Below are 19187 nucleotides of genomic sequence, written 5' to 3'. Positions count from 1 at the left end.
AGTCGCACACTCTCGTCATGACCGAGACGAGATTCGAGCAGGTGGACAGGTACGACGTCGAGAACGCCGAGCAGGCCAAGCTCGTGTACGACCCGGAGTACGGAATTCGCCTGCTCGGTTTTTTCATCGAGCCGCGCTTGGCCTCCGAAGCGGCCAAACGGCTTGGCGAACCCGCCAACCGCATCGCGTACCACGTCGGCAAGCTCGCGAACGCGGGCCTTCTGAAAGTCGTCGCGACAAAAGGCAAGCGCTCGCTGTACCAAACGGTCGCGCGCGAGTTCATGGTGCCGAAAATGCTTCTTCCGATGCACCTGCTCGACACCGGCAAGGCGATCGAACCCATGCTGCGCGGCCTGCTGGAAGGCATGACGAACTCCAACGCGGCGGCGCGCGACGCGCAAGGCGTCGTCGTTCGCCTGACGAGCGACGACCATGACCGCGAGCGGGCCGAACACCTCGTGGAGGACGTCAAGCAGAAAACGGACTTCGTCGCGCAACTCGTGATCGCGCCCCTCAAGGTCACGCCCGAACGCTTTCGCGAAGTGCAAGCGGCGCTCGCCGCCGTCATCGAGCAGTTTCGCGCGCAGCCCGACGACGAGCGCGCGCAGGACTGCACGTTCGGCTTGATTTCCTTTCGTGGCCGCTTTCGTCCGGGCAGCCAGTGAGTTCCGCCCGCCTCGAAGCTTCGAGCACCTTCCCTCGACCAGGAGAGCCATCATGAACACCCCGGAATCGACAGTTCAATTCGCACAAGAACGCCTCGCCACCTTGCGCGCGGAAGCGTCCGTTCGGCGCCTCACCGCTCGCCCGCGCTTCACGTGACGCTTCGAGTTTCCGGGCATGGCCTTGCCGGTGGCCTTCCGCCCGCTCCGCCAAACAGCTTAGTCGCCTTGTTCGCGCTCACACGCGCCCGGAACACGGTAGGCTGAACGCCGCAAGACAACGAGGAGGACGCATGTTGGATCGGGAATTGGTCTCGGAAGTGCTGAGCGTCGCGCGAGCAGGCGGCGCCGACTTCGCGGAGTTGTTCATGGAGGACACCGTCACGACGAACTTGCACTTGCTGCAAGGCAAGGTGAAGGACGCGGGCGGAGGAAACATCTACGGAGCGGGCCTGCGCTTGTTCTACGGAACGAACGTCGTGTACGCGTACACGAACGACTGCACACGCGAAGGCCTCTTGGAAGTCGCGCGGGCCATGGCCAGGGCGCGCGGCCAAGGCGGCGAGGTGGACGCGCGCGGCGCGGGCGGCCTGGACTTTCGCAGCCTGGACGCTCAGAAGCTGTGGAACGTGCGCGAGCACCCGCTGCGGACGAGCAAGCAGGCGAAGTTGGAGATCGCGCGCCGCGCGTACGGCGCCGCTCGCGTCGGGCACGTCAAGACGGTGGACGTGACGTACATCGACGTGGCGCAGCGCATCCTCGTCGCGAACTCGCTCGGTGACTGGAGCGAGGACGAGCGCGTGCGAAGCCGCCTCATGGTGTCGGCGATCGCCGAGGACGGTTCGGACCGCGCGACAGGCTACAACGGGCCGGGCGCGGCGCTCGGCATGGAGTTCTTCGACGGCGACCTGCCCGAGCGGGCGGGCGCGGAAGCGGCGCGCATCGCCAACGCCATGCTGCGCGCGGGCTACGCTCCGGCGGGCAAGTTGCCCGTCGTGATCGGCAACGCCTTCGGCGGCGTGATCTTCCACGAGGCGTGCGGGCACATCTTGGAGACGACGTCGGTCGCGAAGAAGGCCAGCGTGTTCGCCGACAAGCTCGGCGAAAAGATCGCGCACGAAAGCGTGTCGGCGGTGGACGACGGCACGATTCCCGGCGCGTGGGGCTCGATCAACGTCGACGACGAGGCGACGCCGAGCGAGCGAACCGTCCTCATCGAGAACGGCGTGCTGAAGTCGTTCATGGTCGACCGCCTCGGCGAACTCCAAACCGGCTATCGCCGCACGGGCTCGGGGCGTCGCCAGGACTACACGTTCGCGCCGACCTCGCGCATGCGCAACACCTTCATCCTCGAGGGAGACAAGACCCCCGAGGAGCTCATCGCGGGCGTGGAGTTCGGCTTGTACGCCCGCACGATGGGCGGCGGCAGCGTCTCGCCGGGCACCGGGGACTACAACTTCAGCGTGAACGAAGGCTACCTGATTCGCAACGGCGAGATCGCCGAGCCGGTGCGCGGCGCCGCCCTCGTCGGAAACGGCGCGCAGGACCTGTTGAACATCGTCGGGGTCGCCAAGGACTTGTCGCGCGGGCAAGGCATGTGCGGCTCGCTTTCCGGCTCCATCCCGACCGACGTCGGGCAACCTCACATCCTCGTTTCCGAGATCACCGTGGGAGGACGCGCGTGACCGCCAACACTCAACTGAAGTTCGAGGAGGCGCGCAGCTTCCTCTTGAGCCTCGCCAAGGAGCGGGGCGTGCAGCTCGAGGTGTTCGCGCAGCGCGGAACGGAGACGACCGTGCAGGCCTTCGGCGGGCAAGTCAGCGAATTCAAGCTGTCGAGCAAGCAAGGCGTGGGCTTGCGCGCGCTCTCGAACGGAGCGTGGGGCTACGCGTACACCGAGAACCTTTCGCGTGACGCGTTGTCGCGCGCCTTTCGAAGCGCCGTGGAGAACGCAGAGCTCGTCGAGCCCGCTCCGCACGCCGTCCTCGCCGCGCACGCCGAACCGCCCGCCATGGATCTGTTCGGTGAAGGGCTGAGCGGCGTGACGGTCGAACGCAAGGTCGCCGTGGCGTTGCGCTTGGAGCAAGCCGCCAAGGAGAGCGACGCGCGCGTCGTGACAGTGCCGTACGCCGAGTACAGCGACGGCGAAAGCGAGACGGCCGTCGCGAACACCGAGGGGCTCGACCGGGCGTTCAAAGAACTGCACGCCTACCAGTACCTCGGGCCGCTCGTCGCCGAGGACGGGCAGAACAAGATGAAGATGGCGTTCCAAGTGACGCGCGAATTCGAGGAGCTCGATCCGACGGCGACGGCCCTCGAAGCGACACGCAAGGCGCTCGCCTTGCTCGGCGCGAGGCCCGCGCCGAGCGGCGTCTTTCCCGCCGTGATCGAAAACGAGTGCATGGCCCTTCTGCTCGCCGTGTTCTCGGGCATCTTCAGCGGAAAGATGGTCGAGGAAGGCAAGAGCCCGCTCGCGTCGAAGCTCGGTGAGCGGATCGGAAGTGACCTCGTCACGATTCTCGACGACGCCACGCTGGAGCGCGGCCTCTCGTCGCGGCCCTTCGACGCGGAAGGTTATCCGAGCGCGCCCGTCACGCTCGTGCAAGGCGGCGAACTTCGCGGCTTTCTGCACAACACCGAGACGGCGGCGAAGGCTGGCGTGTCCAGCACCGGGCACGCCAGCCGACCGTCGTACAAAGGCACGGTCGGCGTCTCCCCCACCAACTTCGTCCTCGCGTCCGGCGAAGGCACGCGCGACGACTTGCTGACGCAACTCGGGACGGGCTTGCTGCTCACCGACGTGCAAGGCGTCCACGCGGGCGCCAACCCGATCACCGGCGAGTTCAGCTTGCAAGCCGAAGGATTCTGGGTCGAGAACGGCGTCGTCGCTTACCCTCTCGACGTCTTCACGGTGGCCGGGAACTTCCTCGATTTGCTTAGGAGCGTGGAAGCGGTCGGAAGCGACACGAAGATGAGCATTTACGGCGCGATCGCGCCGAGCGTGCGCATTTCGAGCATCAACGTCGGCGGGCAATAAGACCGTCGAGAGCGAGCAAACGAGAAGGGCGGGTCGATACGACCCGCCCTTCTCGTTTGCTCGCTCACTTCACGGTGACGGCGCCCTTCATGCCCGACTCGTAGTGTCCCGGGTAGTGGCACGCCATCTCGAACGTGCCCTTCTTGGTGGGCGTGAACGTCAAGACGGCCTTCTCGCCCGGCTTGAGGTTCACTTCCATGAACGATCCCGCCTTGGCCTTGCCGTTCACGGTGAGCTTCACGTCCTTCGCGCCGAGCCACCAAGCGTGCTTCTCGATGTAGGCGTCCCACGCTTCCTCGCCGCTCGGCGAGTTCTTCGGCACGTCGTACGCTTGGAATTCGTGCGGTGCTCGGCCGCCGTCCACGATGGTGAGCTCGACTTTACGGCCCGCTTGAAACGAGAGCTTCATCGGCATGAACATCATCTCCGACATCGTCACGGTGACTTTTTGCGTCGTGCCCGCTTGGGCAGCGTACGCGAAGGGCGCGGCGACGAGGAGCGCGGCGGCCGGCAAGAAGCGCTTCGAGTTCATGCCCTCACCCTGCGCGCCGAACCTAACGGAAACGTCAAACCGAAACGATACGGTCCGAGCCGGGGTACGTTTGCCCCCCGCTATGCGTTCTAAACTGAGGGCATGAAGTGGATTCGCGACCCTCAGCTCGTGTCCATCGCCGAGAAAGTCGAGGCGGGCGAGCGCCTCACCTTCGAGGAGGGACTGCTGCTGTACCACACGCCCGACCTCAACACCCTCATGCGTCTGGCGAACCTCGCGCGCGAGCGCCTGCACGGCGACAAGGTGTACTTCGTGCACTCCATGCGCCTCGAATTCACGAACATCTGCTACGTCGGCTGCACCTTCTGCGCCTTCGCCGCTCGCAAAGGCGAGGAGCGCGCGTGGGACTACGATGTCGACGATGTCGTCGCGAAAGTTCGTGAACGTTGGGAGCCCGGCATCACGGAACTCCACATGTCGTCGGGTCACCACCCCAACCGTCCGTGGAGCTACTACCCCGAAATGGTCCGGGCCCTCAACGCCAACTTTCCCGGCTTGCAAGTCAAGGCGTTCACGGCCGCCGAAATCGAGCACCTTTCGAAGATCAGCAAGAAGCCGACGTTGGAAGTTCTGCGTGAACTCAAGGAGGCGGGCCTCGCCGCGCTTCCGGGCGGGGGCGCCGAGATCTTCGCGGACCGTGTGCGCAAGCAAGTCGCCAAGAACAAGGTCAAGGCGGAAAAGTGGCTGCAGATTCACCGGGAGGCGCACTCGCTGGGCCTGCGGACGAATGCCACGATGCTGTACGGGCACATCGAGACCCTCGAGGAGCGCCTCGATCACATCGACCGTCTTCGCACCTTGCAAGACGAGACGGGCGGCTTCCACTCGTTCATTCCGCTCGCCTTTCAGCCGATGGGCAACACCCTCGCGCAAAATCTCGGCAAGACCGAGTACACGACGGGCCTCGACGATCTTCGTAACCTCGCCGTGGCGCGCGTCTACCTCGACAACTTCGCGCACGTCAAAGGCTACTGGGTCATGATCGGCTCGGAACTCGTGCAAGTCAGCCTCGATTGGGGCGTCTCGGACATCGACGGGACGATTCAAGAAGAGCACATCGCGCACGCGGCGGGCGCGACGAGCCCCATGAAGATCAGCAAGGACAAGCTCATCTCCATGATCCGGTCGGCAGGTCGCGTGCCCGTGCTGCGCGACGCCTTCTACAACGAGCTCGAGATCTTCGGCGAAAAGGAAGCGGCGGATTGAGCGCGGGCGACGAGGCTCGCGCCTTCGAGCGGCGGGCGGTTCACGTGCTCGGGCGTGACTCGGGAACAGGGCGCGCGGTGAGCGTGTCGGTGGCGCCGTGACGTACCACGTCGGTCTGATTCATTACACGAACGTCGCGCCGCTCACGGACCGCCTCGAGTTTCCAGAGGGCGTGCAGTTCGTGAGCGGCGTTCCGACCGCCATGAACGCCGCCCTGCTCGACGGGCGGGTGGACCTCGCCAACATCAGCGTCTTCGAGTTCATCCGCCACGCCGACCACCTCGCCGCTCTGCACGACTTCAGCGTGGCAGTGCTGGGCGCCGTGTACAGCGTGAACCTCTTTCACGTCAAGCCGTGGGAGGAGCTCTCGGACGTCAAGATCGCCCTCACGAGTCAAAGCGCGACGTCCGTGGAGTTGCTGCGGGTGCTGCTGCAGAAAAGCGGCATCGACGCCCACTTGATTCGCGCGGAGGGCACGGCGCTCGAACTGCTTTCCCAAGGGTACGACGGCGTGCTGCGCATCGGCGACTCGGCCTTGCGCGAGTGGTACGAGGTCGTCGGGCCGATTTCCGAGGACGTTTCGATGCTGGACTTGCCGCACACGGGGCGCGGAGTGATCGTCACGGATCTCGCGCAGAAGTGGTACGAGCTGACCGGGCATCCGTTCGTGTTCGCCGTGTGGGCCCATCGCAAGGACAATCCGCCGCCGCGAGACTTGCAACTCGCGATGCGCAACGCGCGCCGCTGGGGCGTCGGGCACCTCGGCGAGATCTCGCAGGCGCACGCCAGCAAGCTGGGCTTGCCGTGGCGAGTCGTGCAGCACTACCTGTGGAACTTCCGCTACCACCTCGAACCGCCCGACCGCGCGGGCTTGAAGGTGTTCGCGGACCTCGCCTCGCCCGGTCACGCCGAGTTGACGTTTTCCTAAGCGGACTCGTCCTTTCGCTCGAAAGAGTATGCTACGAGCGGAGGCGAGCATGAACGAAATGTCGGGAACAGAAGACGGACTTCGCGACCTCTCGGCGGTATGGCGAGCGAACGCCGAGGTGAACGCGGCGTTACTGAAGCACCTCACGCCCGAGATGCTCTCGGCGGTGACGCCCGGCGGCGGCTTCACGGTCGCCGAGCACCTCGCTCACATGGTCGGCACGACGAAGTACTGGGGAAGCTTGCGAAGCGAGGACGCCATGCGTGGCGTGCCGACCTTGTACGACGAGAACGCGCGCCTCGCCGAGACGGACATAACGCGCGTTCGGGACGCCTTCGAGCGGACGCGCGACGACGCTTGGCAAGCCGCCTTCATGCTCGGCGGTCAGCCGAACGAATGGGGCGAGGGTCCGCACGCTTCACCGACGGCGTTTCTCGCCCACATGCTGATTCACGACGCGCACCACCGCGGGCAGATTCTCTTGGCCCTGAAGACGAACGGCTTTCCCCTTCCCGGTGAGGACGCCTTGTGGGCGCCGCTGCGGGAAGCGCGGTAGAATCAGCGCCGTGCAAGGCTTTCGTGACAGCGTCCTCGGCTTCGTCGCGCGCATTCCCACGGGCCGCGTGATGACGTACGGTCAACTCGCCTTGCTCGCGGGCGGGCCGGGCAACGCTCGCCAAGTCGGGTTCATCATGCAGGGACTCGCCGATTCGGACTTGCCGTGGCACCGCGTCATCAACTCGCAAGGCGCGATCAGCACGTACAAAGTCGGCTTCGGCGAGGCGCAACGCGCCTTGCTGGAAGCCGAAGGTGTCACCTTCGACGACGCGGGCAAGTGCGATTTGAAGAAGCTGCAATGGTGGCCGGACCGCGAAGACGAGCAGCCGAGCTTACTTTGACGCGAGCAGGAAGCGGTCCCTTCCCGTCAAGTCGGGATGGACGGTGACCGTCCATCCCGTCATCTCCGACGCCAAGACGCGCACGTTGCGAGGATCGAGTTCGAGGGCCAGACGCGTCGTGAGACGCTCGGCTTCGAGCACGAGGCGTCGCGCGAGCGCGAGACCGTCCGGACCCCCGTACAACGCGAGGCTCGGATCGTGGCGCACCTCGGGCTGAGCTCGCGCGGCGTCCGCGTCGGGCAGGTAGGGCGGGTTGGACACGACCGCGTTGAAAGGCCCGGCCAAGTTCGCCGTGAGGTCGCCGAGGACGAATTCGACGTCGAGTTCGAGCCGAGCGGCGTTCTCCCGCGCGAGTTCGAGCGCGTCCTCGCTGACGTCCGTCGCGAGGACGACCGCGTCGGGGCGAGCGGCCTTGACGCCCAAGGCGAGCACGCCCGTTCCGGTGCCGACGTCGAGCACTCTCGGGGCGGCGACGCCACGCAGGCACTGCAAAACGAGTTCCAGCAGCACTTCCGTTTCGGGACGCGGAATCAGCGCGGCGGGCGACACCTTCAAAGTCAACTCGCCCCACTCGACCTCGCCGAGGAGGTGCTGCAAGGGTTCGCGCGCTTCGCGGCGCCGCGCGAGCGGTTCGAGAATTTCGAGCGGCACGTCAAGGTCGCGCCGCGTCACGAGGTCCGCGCGCGACCACCCGAGCGCGTGCATCACGAGAGCGTCCGCGTCGAAGCGAGGCGAAGGAACACCCGCCGCTTCGAAGCGACGGGTGAGTTCCCGAAGGTACTCGGCGAGCGTCGACAATCGGTCAGCTCGCGTGACGCGGCTTGATGACGAGGTGACGGCCCGATCCTTCCCCGACGGATTCCGTCATGACGTCCGGATGGTCCTTGAGGGTGATGTGCATGATGCGCCGATCGGCGGGCGGCATGGGTTGCAGTTCGTGAGGCTCGCCGCTCTTGGCGACTTGCACGGCGAGGCGCTCGGCGAGCTTGGCGAGCGTCTCGGCGTGACGCCGCCGGAAACCGCCCGCGTCTATGCGCACACGCACGTCGCTGCGGCCCGTGTGCTTCGTCAAGACGGCGTACGCGAGCGTCTCGACGGCGCTCAACGTGCGGCCCTCACGGCCCGCGAAGCGCGCGGCGCGCTCTCCGACGACTTCCGCTTCGATACCGTCCTCGACTTCCGAGGCGCGCACGTCGAGTCCTTCGTCGAGGCGCGTCACGAGACCGTGCAGGAAGCGCTCCACGATGACGAGCGGCTCTTCGGGCGCGGCGGTCTTGCCGATCGCTTCAGGCCGGCTCGGCGCCTTGCGGGTGGGCGCCTCGTCCTCGGCTTCACTGATGCCGAGGTCGGCGAGATAATCGTCGAGGTTCGTCTTCTTGTCCATGATGTTCTTCATTGTACGTCAAACCCCACGCGCCTCGGTCCCTCGGCCTTCGCCTCGCGGCGAAGGCCACAAACCAAAAGCCCCCCTCGAAGGGGGGCGGAGCCTCGGGAGAGGTCACTCTTTCTGGCGCTTGTTCTTCGCTTGCCCGCCTTGGTTGGCGTTCGGCAGCGGCTTGCTCGACTTGGGAGCGCTCGGAGAAACGCTCGGGCCGCCCGCTGGCGCGACGCGGCTCACGTTGAGGGACGCCATGGTGCGTTCCATCTGACGATTGATGAGGATCTGCTGGACGATGCCGACGAGGGACGACAAGATCCAGTACAGCGTCACGCCCGCAGGGAAGGTGATGGCGAAGTACGCGAAGATGACGTAGATGAACGCCTGCTGCTTGAACATCTGCGGCGCCTTGCGCGTTCCGATGTAGATGCTCAGCAAGTTCGCGGCGACGTACAGCACCGCCAAGATGTACAGCGGATCGGGAATCGAAAGGTCGGGCAGCCAGAACAAGCCGCTGTTGAACTCGAAGTTACGCATCGTGTTCCACAGCACAGCCAAGATCGGAATCTGGATGAACACCGGGAGACAACCTGCCGGGTTGACGTTGTGCTCCTTGTACAGAGCCATCGTCGCTTCCATGCGCTTTTGCTGATCGTCGGCGTACTTCTCGTTGATCTTTTGAAGCTCGGGTTGAACGAACTGCAACTTCGTCGTGTAGCGCATCTGGTTTTGCATGATCGGCCAGATGGCGAGGCGAATCAGGACGGTGATCGCGACGATCACGAGACCCCAGTTGCCGACGAAGCGGTACAAAATGTCCATCAGTTGCGCGATCAGCAGCGACAAGTCGCCGAAGACGTTCGGGCGAAAGAGGCCCGGCTCGCGCAGAAAGTCCTCTTTGTACAAGCGGATGAGCTCGTTCTTGCCGCCGTACACTTCGAGGCGGGCGTTTCCGGTGAGGCCCGTCAGGGTGAGGCGGGCGTTCTCGCCGCCTTGCAGCGTGGCGCCGAAACGCGTGTCGCCGATGGGCCGCACGATGAGAGCCGTCTTGAATTGCGATTGCGGATCGAAGAAGGGATTGATGGCTTCTTGCAAGGCGGCGTAGCGGACGTTGTCGACGCTTCCGGAGGTACGGACGTCGGCGGCGCCTTGCTGCACGGCCTTCGTGGAAGGATTGTTGTTGCGCGCGAGCCCCGAGAAGTTCAGGTCGTACCGATCGGCGCCCGTGACGTTCGTTTCGACGTCGAAGCCGAACTGACGGGGTTGCAGCACGACGCTCTTCGTGACGGAGACGTCGCCTTGCTGGTAGTTGAACGTCGCCGTGAGCTGGCCCTTGGCGTTCTTACCGACTCGCGGCGGTTGCACGGTCGACGGCTTGGCCGTGTTGCCGGGAAGCACGACTTGCAAGCCGCTGCCCGAGCGCACGAGGTTCACTTGGCTCTTGAGACGGTTGAAGTCGTAGGTGGTGTTTTGACCTTCACCCTTCGCTTGGATGAAGCGGGTGCCCGCCGTGGCCTTGACGTGGTAGAAGATGATTTCGCCGCGGTCGTTGAAGACGACGTCCTTGAGGTTGGTCGTGGCGATGACGTCTTGTCGGCCGTCGCCGTTGAAGTCCGCTTTGATCCACTCGGGATTGACGTTCGCGCTGGCGGTACCGAGGCCAATGGCGGCCAGAAGGGGCAAAAGGAATCGTTTCATGTTTCTACGCTGCGCTCCTCACGCGTCGGGCACGTTCGGCTCGGGAACCGGATCGTACCCGCCCGGATGCCACGGATGACATCGCAGGATGCGCCTCACGCTCATCGAACCGCCCCGCCAAGCGCCGAACCGCTCGATGGCGGTCACCGCGTACGCGGAGCAGGTGGGCGTGAAGCGGCAGGTACCCGCTCCCTTCAAGGAAGACAGGTGCCGCCGATAGAAGCGCACGAGCATCAGCATACCCCGAGCGAGCGGGCTCTTTGCCCCGCTGGGAGAAGTGTCGGAAGCGCACGCCTGGCACATCGCATCAGTGTACGGTGTCATCGAGCGCGAAGTTCCGAGTTGGGTGACAAAGGACTTCGAGCGCGAAGATCACGTCGCTTTGTCGAACGCTTCTCGCAGTTGCGCCCGAAGCTCTTCGAAGTTCGCCGTGAGCACGTCGGGCGTCGGCTGGAGAATCACGCGGCACGCGGGCAGTTGCAATCGGCGCAGCGCTTCGCGCACGCGGCGGCGCGCACGGTTACGGTCCACGGCGAGCTTGAGGGTCTTCTTGCTCACGACGATGCCGACGACCGTCATGGGCTTCCACGCTTCGCCATGCCGAGGGCGGTACGGCAAGGCGCGCAACGTGAACAAGCGTGTGCGAACGGTCTTGCCTTTGCGCACTTGGCGAAACTCGCGCTCGCCCTTAAGGGACGTGAGGCCGCCACTGCGTCGGCGCTTGGGTTTCTTGGCCTCGGGCGTCGTCATCGAAAGAAAGATGGCGGGCCGAAGCCCGCCGTGTCAAGGAAAAAGCCGCTTACTCGTCCGAAACGGTGAGGCGGGTGCGGCCCTTGGCGCGGCGACGCGCGAGGACGCGGCGGCCTGCCTTCGTGGCCATGCGAGAGCGGAAGCCGTGGGTCTTGGCGCGCTTGCGGTTGTTGGGTTGGTAGGTACGCTTCATGCTGAGTCCTCCTTCGCGGCGCGGCCGTATCGCGGCGCCATGCGAGACACCCCCACAGAGCAGGGGCAAACTTGCTCATGCTAGCACGGCGCCGAAGGTCGGTCTAGCGGCGGCGTGGCCACATCACGAGGACCACTCCGCCGATGATCACCGCGAGGGCCGCCCAGCCCAGGCTCGTCAAGGCCTCGCCGCCGAAGCCCACTCCGAGGATGACGGCGACGACGGGATTCACGTAGGCGTAGCTCGTGGCGACGGCAGGTCGCGTGTTCTCCAGCAAGTACAAGTACGCGGAGTACGCCACGATCGAGCCGAACACGACGAGGTACGCGAGGGCGACGAGGCTCGCGGTCGTGGGAGCGTGCCACTGCTCGCGAAACAAGACGCTCAACGCGAGGATGAGCGCGCCGCCCGTCAGCATCTCCGCCGCCGAGCCCATCAAGCCTTTGGGAAGGGTCAGACGCCTGCTCCACATGCTGCCGAACGTCCAGCACAGCGGCGCGAGAATCAGCAGGAACGCGCCGAGCGGCGTGGCGCGAAGATCGCCGAGGTTGAGCAGCACGATGCCGAGCAATCCGACGGCGATGCCGAGCCACTCTCGACCGGTGGTTCGCTCGCCGAACAGGCGGGCGAACAGCGACGCGAACAACGGCGACACCGCGATCACCATGGCGGCGACGCTGGAGGACACGTCACGCTCGGCGAGGGTCACGAAGCCCGTTCCGCCCAGCAGCAGCAGCGCTCCGACGATGGCGGACGAGCGCCACTCCTCACGCGTGGGGTTCGGCACGCCGCGCAGACGCAAAAACCCGTAGAGAATCGCTCCGGCGAGCAGGAAGCGCACGCCGAGCATTCCGAGGGGCGGCAGCGACTCGATGGCGACCTTGATGCCGAAGTACGTGCTGCCCCACACGATGTACACGAGGCCGAGGGCGACGAGGACGAGCGGTTTGTAGGCGAGACTTGGAGAACGACGTGCGGCAGGTGCGGTCGCGGCCTCTTCGATCATGCCCCAGGGTACGAGGGCGAAGAAGGAAAGTACAGTCGAAGTCGAAAGTGTTTCGCGCATTTTGCCTTCGATTTTTCGCCTTCGTGGTATGGTAAGCCATGACGCTTACCGACGCGAAAGTGCTCGACGACGTGAGTTGGGCGATCTTGACGGAGCTTCAAAACGACGCTCGCGTGCCCTTCAGCGAACTCGGACGCAAAGTGGGATTGTCGGCGCCGGCCGTCGCGGAGCGCGTGCGCCGCTTGGAAGACGCGGGCGTGATTCGCGGCTACCGAGCGGAACTCGACCTTTCGAAGCTCGGATACACCTTGCTGGCCGTCATTCGCATCTCGGTCGACAATCCCCGCGAAGACGCCTTCGTGGGCCGCGTGCGGGACATGCGCGAAGTGCTGTCGTGCGACCGCGTCACGGGCACCGACTGCTCGGTGTTGCGCGTCGCCGTGACGGGCGTGCCGCACCTCGACGAGGTCATCCGCACCCTCAAAGCGTACGGATCGCCCGTCACGAGCATCGTGCTGTCCTCTCCGGTGCAGTCGAGGCTCGTCGGCAAACCGTGACGTTTCGAGAAGATGTCAATCGCGGCTCGTGACCGCGTGGTAGATCAAGATGCTCGCGGCGACGGACGCGTTGAGGCTTTGCACTTCGCCTTTCATGGGAATGGAGGCCAATTCGTCGCACTTGTCGCGCACGAGACGCCTCAGGCCCTCACCTTCCGCGCCGATCACGAGGGCGAGCTTGCGCTTGAAGTCGAGCTTGCGAAGATCCTTCGCGCTCTCGCCCGCCGCGCCGTACACCCACACGCCGTCCTCCTTGAGCTGGTCGATGAAGCGCGGAAGGTTCTTCACCCGCGCGACCGGCAGAAAACTCGTGGCGCCCGCCGCCGTCTTAGCGACCACCGCCGACAAAGGCGGGCTGCGGCGCTCCTCCACGACGACGCCGTGCGCGCCGAGCACCTCGGCGCTTCGGATGATCGCGCCGAAGTTGCGCGGATCGGTGATTCCGTCGAGCAGGATCACCAGCAAGTCCTCGCCTTTGGCTTCCGCGCGGTCGAGAATGTCATCGACGTTGGACCAGTCGAGATCTTCGACTTCGGCGACGACGCCTTGATGCTGGGTGGTCCCGACGAGTTGATCGAGTTCGATGCGCGGCGCGAACTTCAACCGCACGTCGAAGCGTTCGAGGTCGCGCACGAAGCTTTGCTCGACGCCCCTCGCGACGAGCAGATCACGCACGCGCCCGTCGCGCAGCGCTTCGAGAACGGGATTGCGGCCATACAGAAGCATTGGAGTAGTGTATCAAGCATGCTCGCCCCCCGCCTCGAGGACGCGCTGCACCCCGATTTCTTCGACCGCGACCCGTTGCAGGTGGCGCGCGACCTCCTTGGCTGCTCGATCGTACGGCGCGAGGAGCGAGACGGCGACTTGCACGTCGTGGCCGTCACGCGCATCGTGGAGACCGAATCGTACGACTGCCCGATAGACCCGAGCTGCTACGTCATCGAGCGGCTTCCGGGGGCGAAGCCTGCTTTGGCGGGACCGCCCGGACGCTACTACTTGCACCGCAGTTACGACCACCGCCTGTTGAACGTCGTGTGCAAGGAAGTCGGGTACGAGGCAGCGATTCTCGTGCGGGCTGTGGAAGTGCTGTCGGGCGAAACGTGGCTGCGCGAACGGCGCTTCGTGAAGCGCGCGCGCGACCTCACGAACGGCCCCGGCAAGCTCGTGACGGCCCTCGCGTTGAACGCCGCCTTCGAAGGGCAGCCCGTGAACCACCCGCTCGTGTTCTTCACGAAAGAGCGCGACGTTCCGAACGAGGACGTGCGGATCACGACGCGAATCGGCTTGTCGCGCGGCGCGGACTTGCCGTGGCGTTTCGTCCTCGCCGGAAATCCCTGGGTCTCGAAAGCGCTTCCGTCTCCTCGGGACGGTCAGGCGACGTAGAAGGTTCGCCGCCGCGTTCCTCCACGCCGTTCGGGCCGCCGAATCGTACGTCACGCTCTCGGTGGGCGAAGAAGAGAGACGCGTCGATTGCCGAACCGCGACGAACGGAATGCTTTAAGCTACGAGTATGCGCCAAGGGGCGGCGTTGGCATGACGAAACAGGAATCTTCGCACTACGATTGGTTGCTGGAAAAGTTGGCGGACATCCTTGGCCGTGAAGTGGCGCGCGGCACCCTCGACTCGCTCTTGGCTTCGCTCGGGCACGACATGACGAGCGCGACCGAGCAAAATTACCGCGCGTTGCTGCGCGGGCCGCTGCAAGAGCGGTTGCGGCTTCGCCTCGGAGGTCAGTCGGCGAGCGCGTGGGTGACGCGCACGGAACGCGAGCGCTTCGGGCCCGAACGTTCCGGGAGCGCGGCCGCCACCCGAATCTCGCCGTTGGGGCGGCGCGGCAGCGACGCCGCGCTCGCACTCGCGCTGCTGCGTGTCGAGATCGCCGAGCAGCAGCGGCGTCGCGCGGAACTCGCCGAGCATCTCGGCGCCGCCGAGCGCCTCGCCGTGAGGCACGAGGAGGCGCTCGCACGCTTGGAGGTGCGGCAACTGCAAACGCAGGACGCGCTGTCGAGGCAACGCGACGCGCACGCGCGCCAAACCGCTTGGCTGAGCCTCAACGTGGTTCGCGCCCGAAAGCGCCTGCTGGCCCTGCAGCTCAAGACGGCCACGACGCGCGGCGTCGCCGAGCAGGAAGTCGAGGCGATCAAGCTCGCGTGGCGTGGCGCCCGAGAGCATGCCTCCGCGTTGGAAGCGCTCGGCGTGCCCGAGGTGACGATCGACGACTGGCCGAAGGTCACGCTGAGCGCCGACGTCTGGCTCGCGCACCTCGACGAGCAACCGTCCGTCCTGCACGCCCGTCAAACGGCCGAGCGAGCGAGCGCGCACTTGCAGGCGGCTTCGGCCCACACGCGCGCCACGCTCGAGAGCGTGACGCGACGCGCGGAAGGCGAGTTGGAGGCGGCGCGGGCGAGCGTGATGAGGGAGGCGCGCGGGCGACTCGCGAACGTGCGCGCGGCGTTCGACGAGGCCGAGCGGCTGCGGGCGGCTCACGCACGCGCCCAAGAGCGCGTACGTGAACTCGAACAGGCCTTGGCGTCGGGTCCCGTGGACGAGCTCGCCTTCGAAGAAGCCCAGCACGACGCGGTGCTCGCGTGGTCGGCCGCCGTACAGGCGAGCCATACGCTGGCCCGCCTGGCGCTCGAGCTTCGGGCTTTTCTCGGCTTGGCGCCCGAAGGCGCGGGCGCGTAACGCGAGGGTGGCGGTGCGAGCTTTCGAAGCCGCCCTACACGAAGCCGTCGCGGCGCATGGCAGCGGCGCTCAATCCGCGGCGCCTTCACGAAACTGCAAGTCGTAGAGATCCCGGTACAAGCCCCCGCTCGCGATGAGCTCGTCATGCGTGCCGACTTCGCGCACGCGCCCACCGTCGAGAACGACGATACGGCTGGCATTGCGGACGGTGCTGAGGCGGTGCGCGATCACGAAGGTCGTGCGGCCGTGCATGAGGCGGTCGAGGGCGTCTTGCACGAGCGCCTCGGATTCCGAGTCGAGCGCGGACGTCGCCTCGTCGAGAATCAGGACGCGCGGATTCTTGAGGAGCGCGCGCGCGATCGCCACGCGTTGGCGCTGCCCGCCCGACAACTTCACGCCGCGCTCGCCCACGATCGTGTCGAATCCGTCGGGAAAGGCCGTGACGAAGTCGAACGCGTTCGCGGCCCGCGCGGCCTCCTCGACGTTCGCGTTCGTGGCGTCCGGACGTCCGTAGCGAATGTTCTCGCGAATGGTGCCGGAAAAGAGCTGGGTCTCCTGCGGCACGATGCCGACGTGCGAGCGAAGCTCGTGCAGCGAGACGTCGCGGACGTCCACGCCGTCCACGAGAATGCGGCCGCTCGTGACATCGTAAAAGCGCGGAATCAAGGTCACGAGGGTGCTCTTGCCCGCCCCGCTGGGTCCGACGAGCGCGACGATCTCGCCGGGCGGCACGTCGAGGTCGATGCGTGACAGGATGTCCGCGTCGCCGCGATCTCCGTAGCGAAAAGAGACGTCCTCGAACGTCACGTGGCCCCGCACGGTTCCGAGGGGAACGGGCGCGGCCTGCTCGACGAGGTCGCTGCGCTCGTCGAGCAGTTCGAAGATGCGGCTCGAGGCGCCGAGGGCTTCTTGGAATTGGCTGACGAGGCCCGTGAACGCGCCGATGGACGTCGCGACGGTGATGGTGTAGAAGAGAAACGCGATGAGCTGGCCGGGCGTGAGCTGGCCCGCGATCACGAGGCGTCCGCCGTACCACAACACGACGCCGAGCGCCGAGAACATCGCGAAGACCACGGACGGCACGAAGGCCGCGCGAACTCGGGCGCGGCGCAACGCCACGCGGAAGCTCTCGGTGATGAGATCCGAGTAGCGCCTGCTCTCCAGCGCCTCGGCCGTGAACGACTGCACGACGCGCACGCCGCTGATGGCCTCCTCGGCACTGCCGTTGGCGGCCGCGACCTTGTCTTGGAATTCGCGGCTGACCTTGCGCAGCATCCGGCCGAAGAACACGGCGGCGAGCACGACGATCGGCACGATGGCCAGCATCACCAGGCTGAGCCGCAAGTTCGTCACGAGCAGGATCACGACCGCGCCGACGAGCGTGATCGTCTGGCTGAACAACTGCGCGAGGGCCGTACTGACCGCGCCCTGCACCGTGGACACGTCCGACGTGAGGCGCGACGTGAGCTCGCCCGTCTTGCGCGCCTCGAAGAACTTCGGGCTGAGGGTCAGCAAGTGCCCGTAGAGCGCGCGGCGCAAGTCCGCGACGACGCCCTCGCCCGCCCGTGACAGCAGGTACGTCTGGAGCGCCGTGAACAGCGATTGCGCGGCGAACACCACGATCAGGAAGATCACCGTGCGGTCCAAGACGCGCGTGTCCGCCGAGCCGATGCGCAGGAAGGAAGCGTCGATGAGGCGTCCGACGACTTGCGGAAAGACGAGGTTGAACGCGGCGGCGATGAGGGTCGCGACGGCCGCGACCCCGATCGAGCGTCGGTAAGGCCGCGTGTAGCCGAGCAGACGGCGAAGCTGCCCGAGGTCGCGCGACTTCGGGCGCTCCGTGGTGGACGCGGGACGGCGGGCGAAGGTCATGCGGTCAGCCTACGCTTCCATGTTCGAAGCGTCCACGTGCGTGCACAACTTTGGGATGAGCCGCTCCTCGGCCATGCGGCGCATGTGTCGGCGCGTACCGAAGCGTACCGTGAACGCATGAACACGATCGCCCGCTTTCAAGGCCAATTCGCCCTTCTGCCCGCGCCGCTCAAAGTCGTCACGATCGTCCTCGCCGTCCTCGTCGGCGTGAAGTTCGTGCTGCCGCTCGCCTTGCACCTCGTCGGCGTTCTGCTGGGATTCACGGTGAGCGCGGTCCTCATCGGGTTGCCGCTCGCGTTTCTGGGCTGGCTCGCTTGGCAGTTCTTCGCGCCGCGCCGATAAAACGGCAAGAGACGAGCTCCCTTTCGGGAGCTCGTCCTCGCTTGCGAGGCGGTGGGGTGTGAACCGCCGGAAAGCGCTGCGTGTCAGTCGCCGCCGAGCAGGACGGGCGCGCCGAGGGGACCTTCCTCTTCCGTGTAGCCTTTTTCGCGGTGGGCGCTGAGGTCCGTGCCGAGGGCTTCTTCGGTCGTGGTGAGGCGAAGCGGCGTGATGAAGCCGACGAGTTTGAGGAGCGCGAAGGTGCCGACCGCGCACAGCAGGACCGTGGCGAGTACGCCGACGACTTGGATGCCGAGCTGGGCGAGGTTTCCGTCGAGGACGCCCGATCCGAGCGAGTTGTAGGCTTTTTGCGCGAAGACACCCGTGAGGATGGCGCCCGTGATGCCGCCGACGCCGTGGCAGGCGAACACGTCGAGGGCGTCGTCGGTGGTGAGGCGGTGCTTGAGTTGCACGGCCCAGTACGCGGCGGTCGCGCCGATCAAGCCGATGGCGATGGAAGCGATCGGCGAGACGAATCCGGCGCCGGGCGTGATGGCGACCAAGCCGACGACGGCGCCCGTGGCGGCCCCGACGGCGGTTGGTTTGCCGCCCCGCACGGCTTCCCAGGTGAGCCACGCGATCATGGCGGCGGCGGTGGCGGTGTTCGTCGTGAGGAAGGCGAGGGCGGCCGTGCCGTTGGCGGCGAGCGCCGAGCCCGCGTTGAAGCCGAACCAGCCGAACCACAGCAAGCCCGCACCGAGCAAGACGAAGGGCACGTTGTGCGGAATGGCGGCGCGTTTGGAAGTCGCGAGGCGCGGACCGATGACGAGCGCGGCGACGAGGGCCGAGACGCCGGCGCTGATGTGCACGACCGTTCCGCCCGCGAAGTCGAGGGCGCCGAGTTTGAACAGCCAGCCGTCACTGCTCCACACCCAGTGCGCGAGCGGCGCGTAGATCAAGAGGCTCCACAAGGCGACGAAGAGCGCGAAGGCGGGAAAGCGCATGCGGTCCACGACGGCGCCCGAGATGAGCGCGGGCGTGATGATCGCGAACATCGCTTGGAACATCACGAAGACGTACGCGGGAATCGTGCCGCTGAGTTCGCCGTTGAGGCCCGCCAAGCCGAGATTTTGCAAGCTGCCGACGATGGCGTTGCCGCTCGGTCCGAACGCGAGGGTGTATCCCAGCAAGACCCACAGCACGCCGACGATGCCCAGGGCCACAAAGCTCATCAGCATCGTGTTGAGAACGGCTTTGCCGCGCACGAGCCCGCCGTAGAAGAAGGCGAGGCCGGGCGTCATGAGCATCACGAGGGCCGTCGCAGCGAGCATCCAGGCGGTGTCGCCCGTGTCGAGCTTCGGCGTGGCGGCCATCGCGCTGGAGACCAGCGCGAGTCCGCTCAAGGGCAAGAGATATCTCTTCATCGCATTCCTCCTGAAGTCACG

General features: G+C 66.0%; 22 protein-coding genes. 11 read left to right on the top strand and 11 right to left on the bottom strand.

Features of this window, described 5'->3' with window-relative positions:
• The first annotated feature begins 17 nt into the window (after positions 1-17).
• From DES52_RS05085 to DES52_RS05075, 3 genes are all read left to right on the top strand, one after another.
• Positions 18-665 (top strand): helix-turn-helix domain-containing protein, encoded by a 648-nt coding sequence (locus DES52_RS05085; RefSeq protein ID WP_110885698.1) that lies wholly within the window; start codon positions 18-20, stop codon positions 663-665.
• Between the two features lie 290 nt (positions 666-955).
• Positions 956-2347: a TldD/PmbA family protein gene (locus DES52_RS05080; RefSeq protein ID WP_110885697.1), complete on the top strand. Its 1392-nt coding sequence runs from the start codon at positions 956-958 to the stop codon at positions 2345-2347.
• Positions 2344-3699 carry a TldD/PmbA family protein gene (locus tag DES52_RS05075; protein WP_110885696.1) on the top strand — a complete coding sequence of 452 codons (1356 nt, stop codon included), beginning with the start codon at positions 2344-2346 and terminating at the stop codon, positions 3697-3699. Before DES52_RS05080 ends, DES52_RS05075 begins: the two co-directional genes overlap by 4 nt.
• 64 nt (positions 3700-3763) lie before the next feature.
• Here DES52_RS05075 and DES52_RS05070 read toward each other — a convergent pair whose 3' ends face one another.
• Positions 3764-4231, bottom strand: coding sequence for a cupredoxin domain-containing protein (locus DES52_RS05070; RefSeq protein ID WP_110885695.1), 468 nt, complete (start codon positions 4229-4231; stop codon positions 3764-3766).
• Between the two features lie 102 nt (positions 4232-4333).
• Between DES52_RS05070 and mqnE the strand changes: the two genes are divergently transcribed.
• The 4 genes from mqnE to DES52_RS05050 all read left to right on the top strand — a co-directional run bounded on the left by mqnE (position 4334) and on the right by DES52_RS05050 (position 7285).
• Positions 4334-5458 carry an aminofutalosine synthase MqnE gene (mqnE, locus tag DES52_RS05065; RefSeq protein ID WP_110885694.1) on the top strand — a complete coding sequence of 375 codons (1125 nt, stop codon included), beginning with the start codon at positions 4334-4336 and terminating at the stop codon, positions 5456-5458.
• A 97-nt stretch (positions 5459-5555) separates the two neighbouring features.
• Positions 5556-6386 carry a menaquinone biosynthetic enzyme MqnA/MqnD family protein gene (locus DES52_RS05060; RefSeq protein WP_110885693.1) on the top strand — a complete coding sequence of 277 codons (831 nt, stop codon included), beginning with the start codon at positions 5556-5558 and terminating at the stop codon, positions 6384-6386.
• Between the two features lie 49 nt (positions 6387-6435).
• Positions 6436-6942, top strand: a complete 507-nt coding sequence (locus DES52_RS05055) for a DinB family protein (protein ID WP_245900720.1) — start codon at positions 6436-6438, stop codon at positions 6940-6942.
• Between the two features lie 10 nt (positions 6943-6952).
• Complete coding sequence (locus tag DES52_RS05050; protein ID WP_281268558.1) at positions 6953-7285, top strand: MGMT family protein; 333 nt, start codon at positions 6953-6955, stop codon at positions 7283-7285.
• Here DES52_RS05050 and prmC read toward each other — a convergent pair.
• The 7 genes from prmC to yedA form a co-directional block, all read right to left on the bottom strand.
• Positions 7277-8083: a peptide chain release factor N(5)-glutamine methyltransferase gene (gene prmC, locus DES52_RS05045; protein ID WP_110885692.1), complete on the bottom strand. Its 807-nt coding sequence runs from the start codon at positions 8081-8083 to the stop codon at positions 7277-7279. The genes DES52_RS05050 and prmC overlap by 9 nt on opposite strands.
• 4 nt (positions 8084-8087) lie before the next feature.
• Positions 8088-8669 (bottom strand): Jag family protein, encoded by a 582-nt coding sequence (locus tag DES52_RS05040; RefSeq protein ID WP_110885843.1) that lies wholly within the window; start codon positions 8667-8669, stop codon positions 8088-8090.
• Between the two features lie 114 nt (positions 8670-8783).
• Entirely contained in the window at positions 8784-10361 is a 1578-nt protein-coding gene (locus tag DES52_RS05035) for a YidC/Oxa1 family membrane protein insertase (RefSeq protein WP_110885691.1), read from the bottom strand.
• Between the two features lie 18 nt (positions 10362-10379).
• Positions 10380-10601 (bottom strand): membrane protein insertion efficiency factor YidD, encoded by a 222-nt coding sequence (gene yidD, locus DES52_RS05030; protein ID WP_211317862.1) that lies wholly within the window; start codon positions 10599-10601, stop codon positions 10380-10382.
• A 132-nt stretch (positions 10602-10733) separates the two neighbouring features.
• Positions 10734-11111: a ribonuclease P protein component gene (gene rnpA / locus DES52_RS05025; RefSeq protein WP_110885690.1), complete on the bottom strand. Its 378-nt coding sequence runs from the start codon at positions 11109-11111 to the stop codon at positions 10734-10736.
• 49 nt (positions 11112-11160) lie between these two features.
• Entirely contained in the window at positions 11161-11304 is a 144-nt protein-coding gene (rpmH, locus tag DES52_RS05020; RefSeq protein WP_110885689.1) for a 50S ribosomal protein L34, read from the bottom strand.
• Between the two features lie 103 nt (positions 11305-11407).
• Positions 11408-12310 (bottom strand): drug/metabolite exporter YedA, encoded by a 903-nt coding sequence (gene yedA / locus DES52_RS05015; protein ID WP_110885841.1) that lies wholly within the window; start codon positions 12308-12310, stop codon positions 11408-11410.
• A 98-nt stretch (positions 12311-12408) separates the two neighbouring features.
• Between yedA and DES52_RS05010 the strand changes: the two genes are divergently transcribed.
• The gene (locus DES52_RS05010) at positions 12409-12867 is read left to right on the top strand and encodes an Lrp/AsnC family transcriptional regulator (protein ID WP_110885688.1); all 459 of its coding nucleotides are present in this window, start codon (positions 12409-12411) and stop codon (positions 12865-12867) included.
• Positions 12868-12882: 15 nt separating this feature from the next.
• Here the strand turns inward: DES52_RS05010 and rlmB are convergent, their stop codons facing one another.
• Complete coding sequence (gene rlmB, locus DES52_RS05005) at positions 12883-13593, bottom strand: 23S rRNA (guanosine(2251)-2'-O)-methyltransferase RlmB (RefSeq protein ID WP_110885687.1); 711 nt, start codon at positions 13591-13593, stop codon at positions 12883-12885.
• Between the two features lie 18 nt (positions 13594-13611).
• On the opposite strand from rlmB, the gene DES52_RS05000 reads away from it, so the two are divergent.
• Together DES52_RS05000 and DES52_RS04995 are read left to right on the top strand one after the other, a co-directional pair.
• Positions 13612-14250 (top strand): DNA-3-methyladenine glycosylase, encoded by a 639-nt coding sequence (locus tag DES52_RS05000; protein ID WP_110885686.1) that lies wholly within the window; start codon positions 13612-13614, stop codon positions 14248-14250.
• Positions 14251-14400: 150 nt separating this feature from the next.
• On the top strand, positions 14401-15552 hold the full coding sequence (locus DES52_RS04995; RefSeq protein ID WP_110885685.1) for a coiled-coil domain-containing protein: 1152 nt from the start codon (positions 14401-14403) through the stop codon (positions 15550-15552).
• Positions 15553-15621: 69 nt separating this feature from the next.
• On the opposite strand, the gene DES52_RS04990 is transcribed toward DES52_RS04995, so the two are convergent.
• A complete protein-coding gene (locus DES52_RS04990; protein WP_110885684.1) occupies positions 15622-17424 on the bottom strand; it encodes an ABC transporter ATP-binding protein in 1803 nt (600 codons plus the stop codon).
• A gap of 117 nt (positions 17425-17541) precedes the next feature.
• Between DES52_RS04990 and DES52_RS04985 the strand changes: the two genes are divergently transcribed.
• Entirely contained in the window at positions 17542-17766 is a 225-nt protein-coding gene (locus DES52_RS04985) for a hypothetical protein (protein ID WP_146237185.1), read from the top strand.
• Positions 17767-17849: 83 nt separating this feature from the next.
• Here the strand turns inward: DES52_RS04985 and DES52_RS04980 are convergent, their stop codons facing one another.
• Positions 17850-19166 (bottom strand): ammonium transporter, encoded by a 1317-nt coding sequence (locus DES52_RS04980; protein WP_110885682.1) that lies wholly within the window; start codon positions 19164-19166, stop codon positions 17850-17852.
• Between the last annotated feature and the right edge of the window lie 21 nt (positions 19167-19187).

The sequence above is a fragment of the Deinococcus yavapaiensis KR-236 genome, from assembly GCF_003217515.1.
GTDB classification, from domain to species: domain Bacteria; phylum Deinococcota; class Deinococci; order Deinococcales; family Deinococcaceae; genus Deinococcus_A; species Deinococcus_A yavapaiensis.
The sequence above is the reverse complement of the archived record's forward strand: the minus strand, read 5'-3'. Positions and strand labels throughout refer to the sequence as shown.

Coding starts and splice junctions, on each gene's coding strand:
- DES52_RS05085 (WP_110885698.1), top strand. CDS start 18: ATGACCGAGACGAGATTCGAGCAGGTGGACAGGTACGACGTCGAGAAC.
- DES52_RS05080 (WP_110885697.1), top strand. CDS start 956: ATGTTGGATCGGGAATTGGTCTCGGAAGTGCTGAGCGTCGCGCGAGCA.
- DES52_RS05070 (WP_110885695.1), bottom strand. CDS start 4,231: ATGAACTCGAAGCGCTTCTTGCCGGCCGCCGCGCTCCTCGTCGCCGCG.
- mqnE (WP_110885694.1), top strand. CDS start 4,334: ATGAAGTGGATTCGCGACCCTCAGCTCGTGTCCATCGCCGAGAAAGTC.
- DES52_RS05055 (WP_245900720.1), top strand. CDS start 6,436: ATGAACGAAATGTCGGGAACAGAAGACGGACTTCGCGACCTCTCGGCG.
- DES52_RS05040 (WP_110885843.1), bottom strand. CDS start 8,669: ATGGACAAGAAGACGAACCTCGACGATTATCTCGCCGACCTCGGCATC.
- DES52_RS05035 (WP_110885691.1), bottom strand. CDS start 10,361: ATGAAACGATTCCTTTTGCCCCTTCTGGCCGCCATTGGCCTCGGTACC.
- yidD (WP_211317862.1), bottom strand. CDS start 10,601: ATGCTGATGCTCGTGCGCTTCTATCGGCGGCACCTGTCTTCCTTGAAG.
- rnpA (WP_110885690.1), bottom strand. CDS start 11,111: ATGACGACGCCCGAGGCCAAGAAACCCAAGCGCCGACGCAGTGGCGGC.
- rpmH (WP_110885689.1), bottom strand. CDS start 11,304: ATGAAGCGTACCTACCAACCCAACAACCGCAAGCGCGCCAAGACCCAC.
- yedA (WP_110885841.1), bottom strand. CDS start 12,310: ATGATCGAAGAGGCCGCGACCGCACCTGCCGCACGTCGTTCTCCAAGT.
- DES52_RS05010 (WP_110885688.1), top strand. CDS start 12,409: ATGACGCTTACCGACGCGAAAGTGCTCGACGACGTGAGTTGGGCGATC.
- rlmB (WP_110885687.1), bottom strand. CDS start 13,593: ATGCTTCTGTATGGCCGCAATCCCGTTCTCGAAGCGCTGCGCGACGGG.
- DES52_RS05000 (WP_110885686.1), top strand. CDS start 13,612: ATGCTCGCCCCCCGCCTCGAGGACGCGCTGCACCCCGATTTCTTCGAC.
- DES52_RS04995 (WP_110885685.1), top strand. CDS start 14,401: ATGACGAAACAGGAATCTTCGCACTACGATTGGTTGCTGGAAAAGTTG.
- DES52_RS04990 (WP_110885684.1), bottom strand. CDS start 17,424: ATGACCTTCGCCCGCCGTCCCGCGTCCACCACGGAGCGCCCGAAGTCG.
- DES52_RS04985 (WP_146237185.1), top strand. CDS start 17,542: ATGAACACGATCGCCCGCTTTCAAGGCCAATTCGCCCTTCTGCCCGCG.
- DES52_RS04980 (WP_110885682.1), bottom strand. CDS start 19,166: ATGAAGAGATATCTCTTGCCCTTGAGCGGACTCGCGCTGGTCTCCAGC.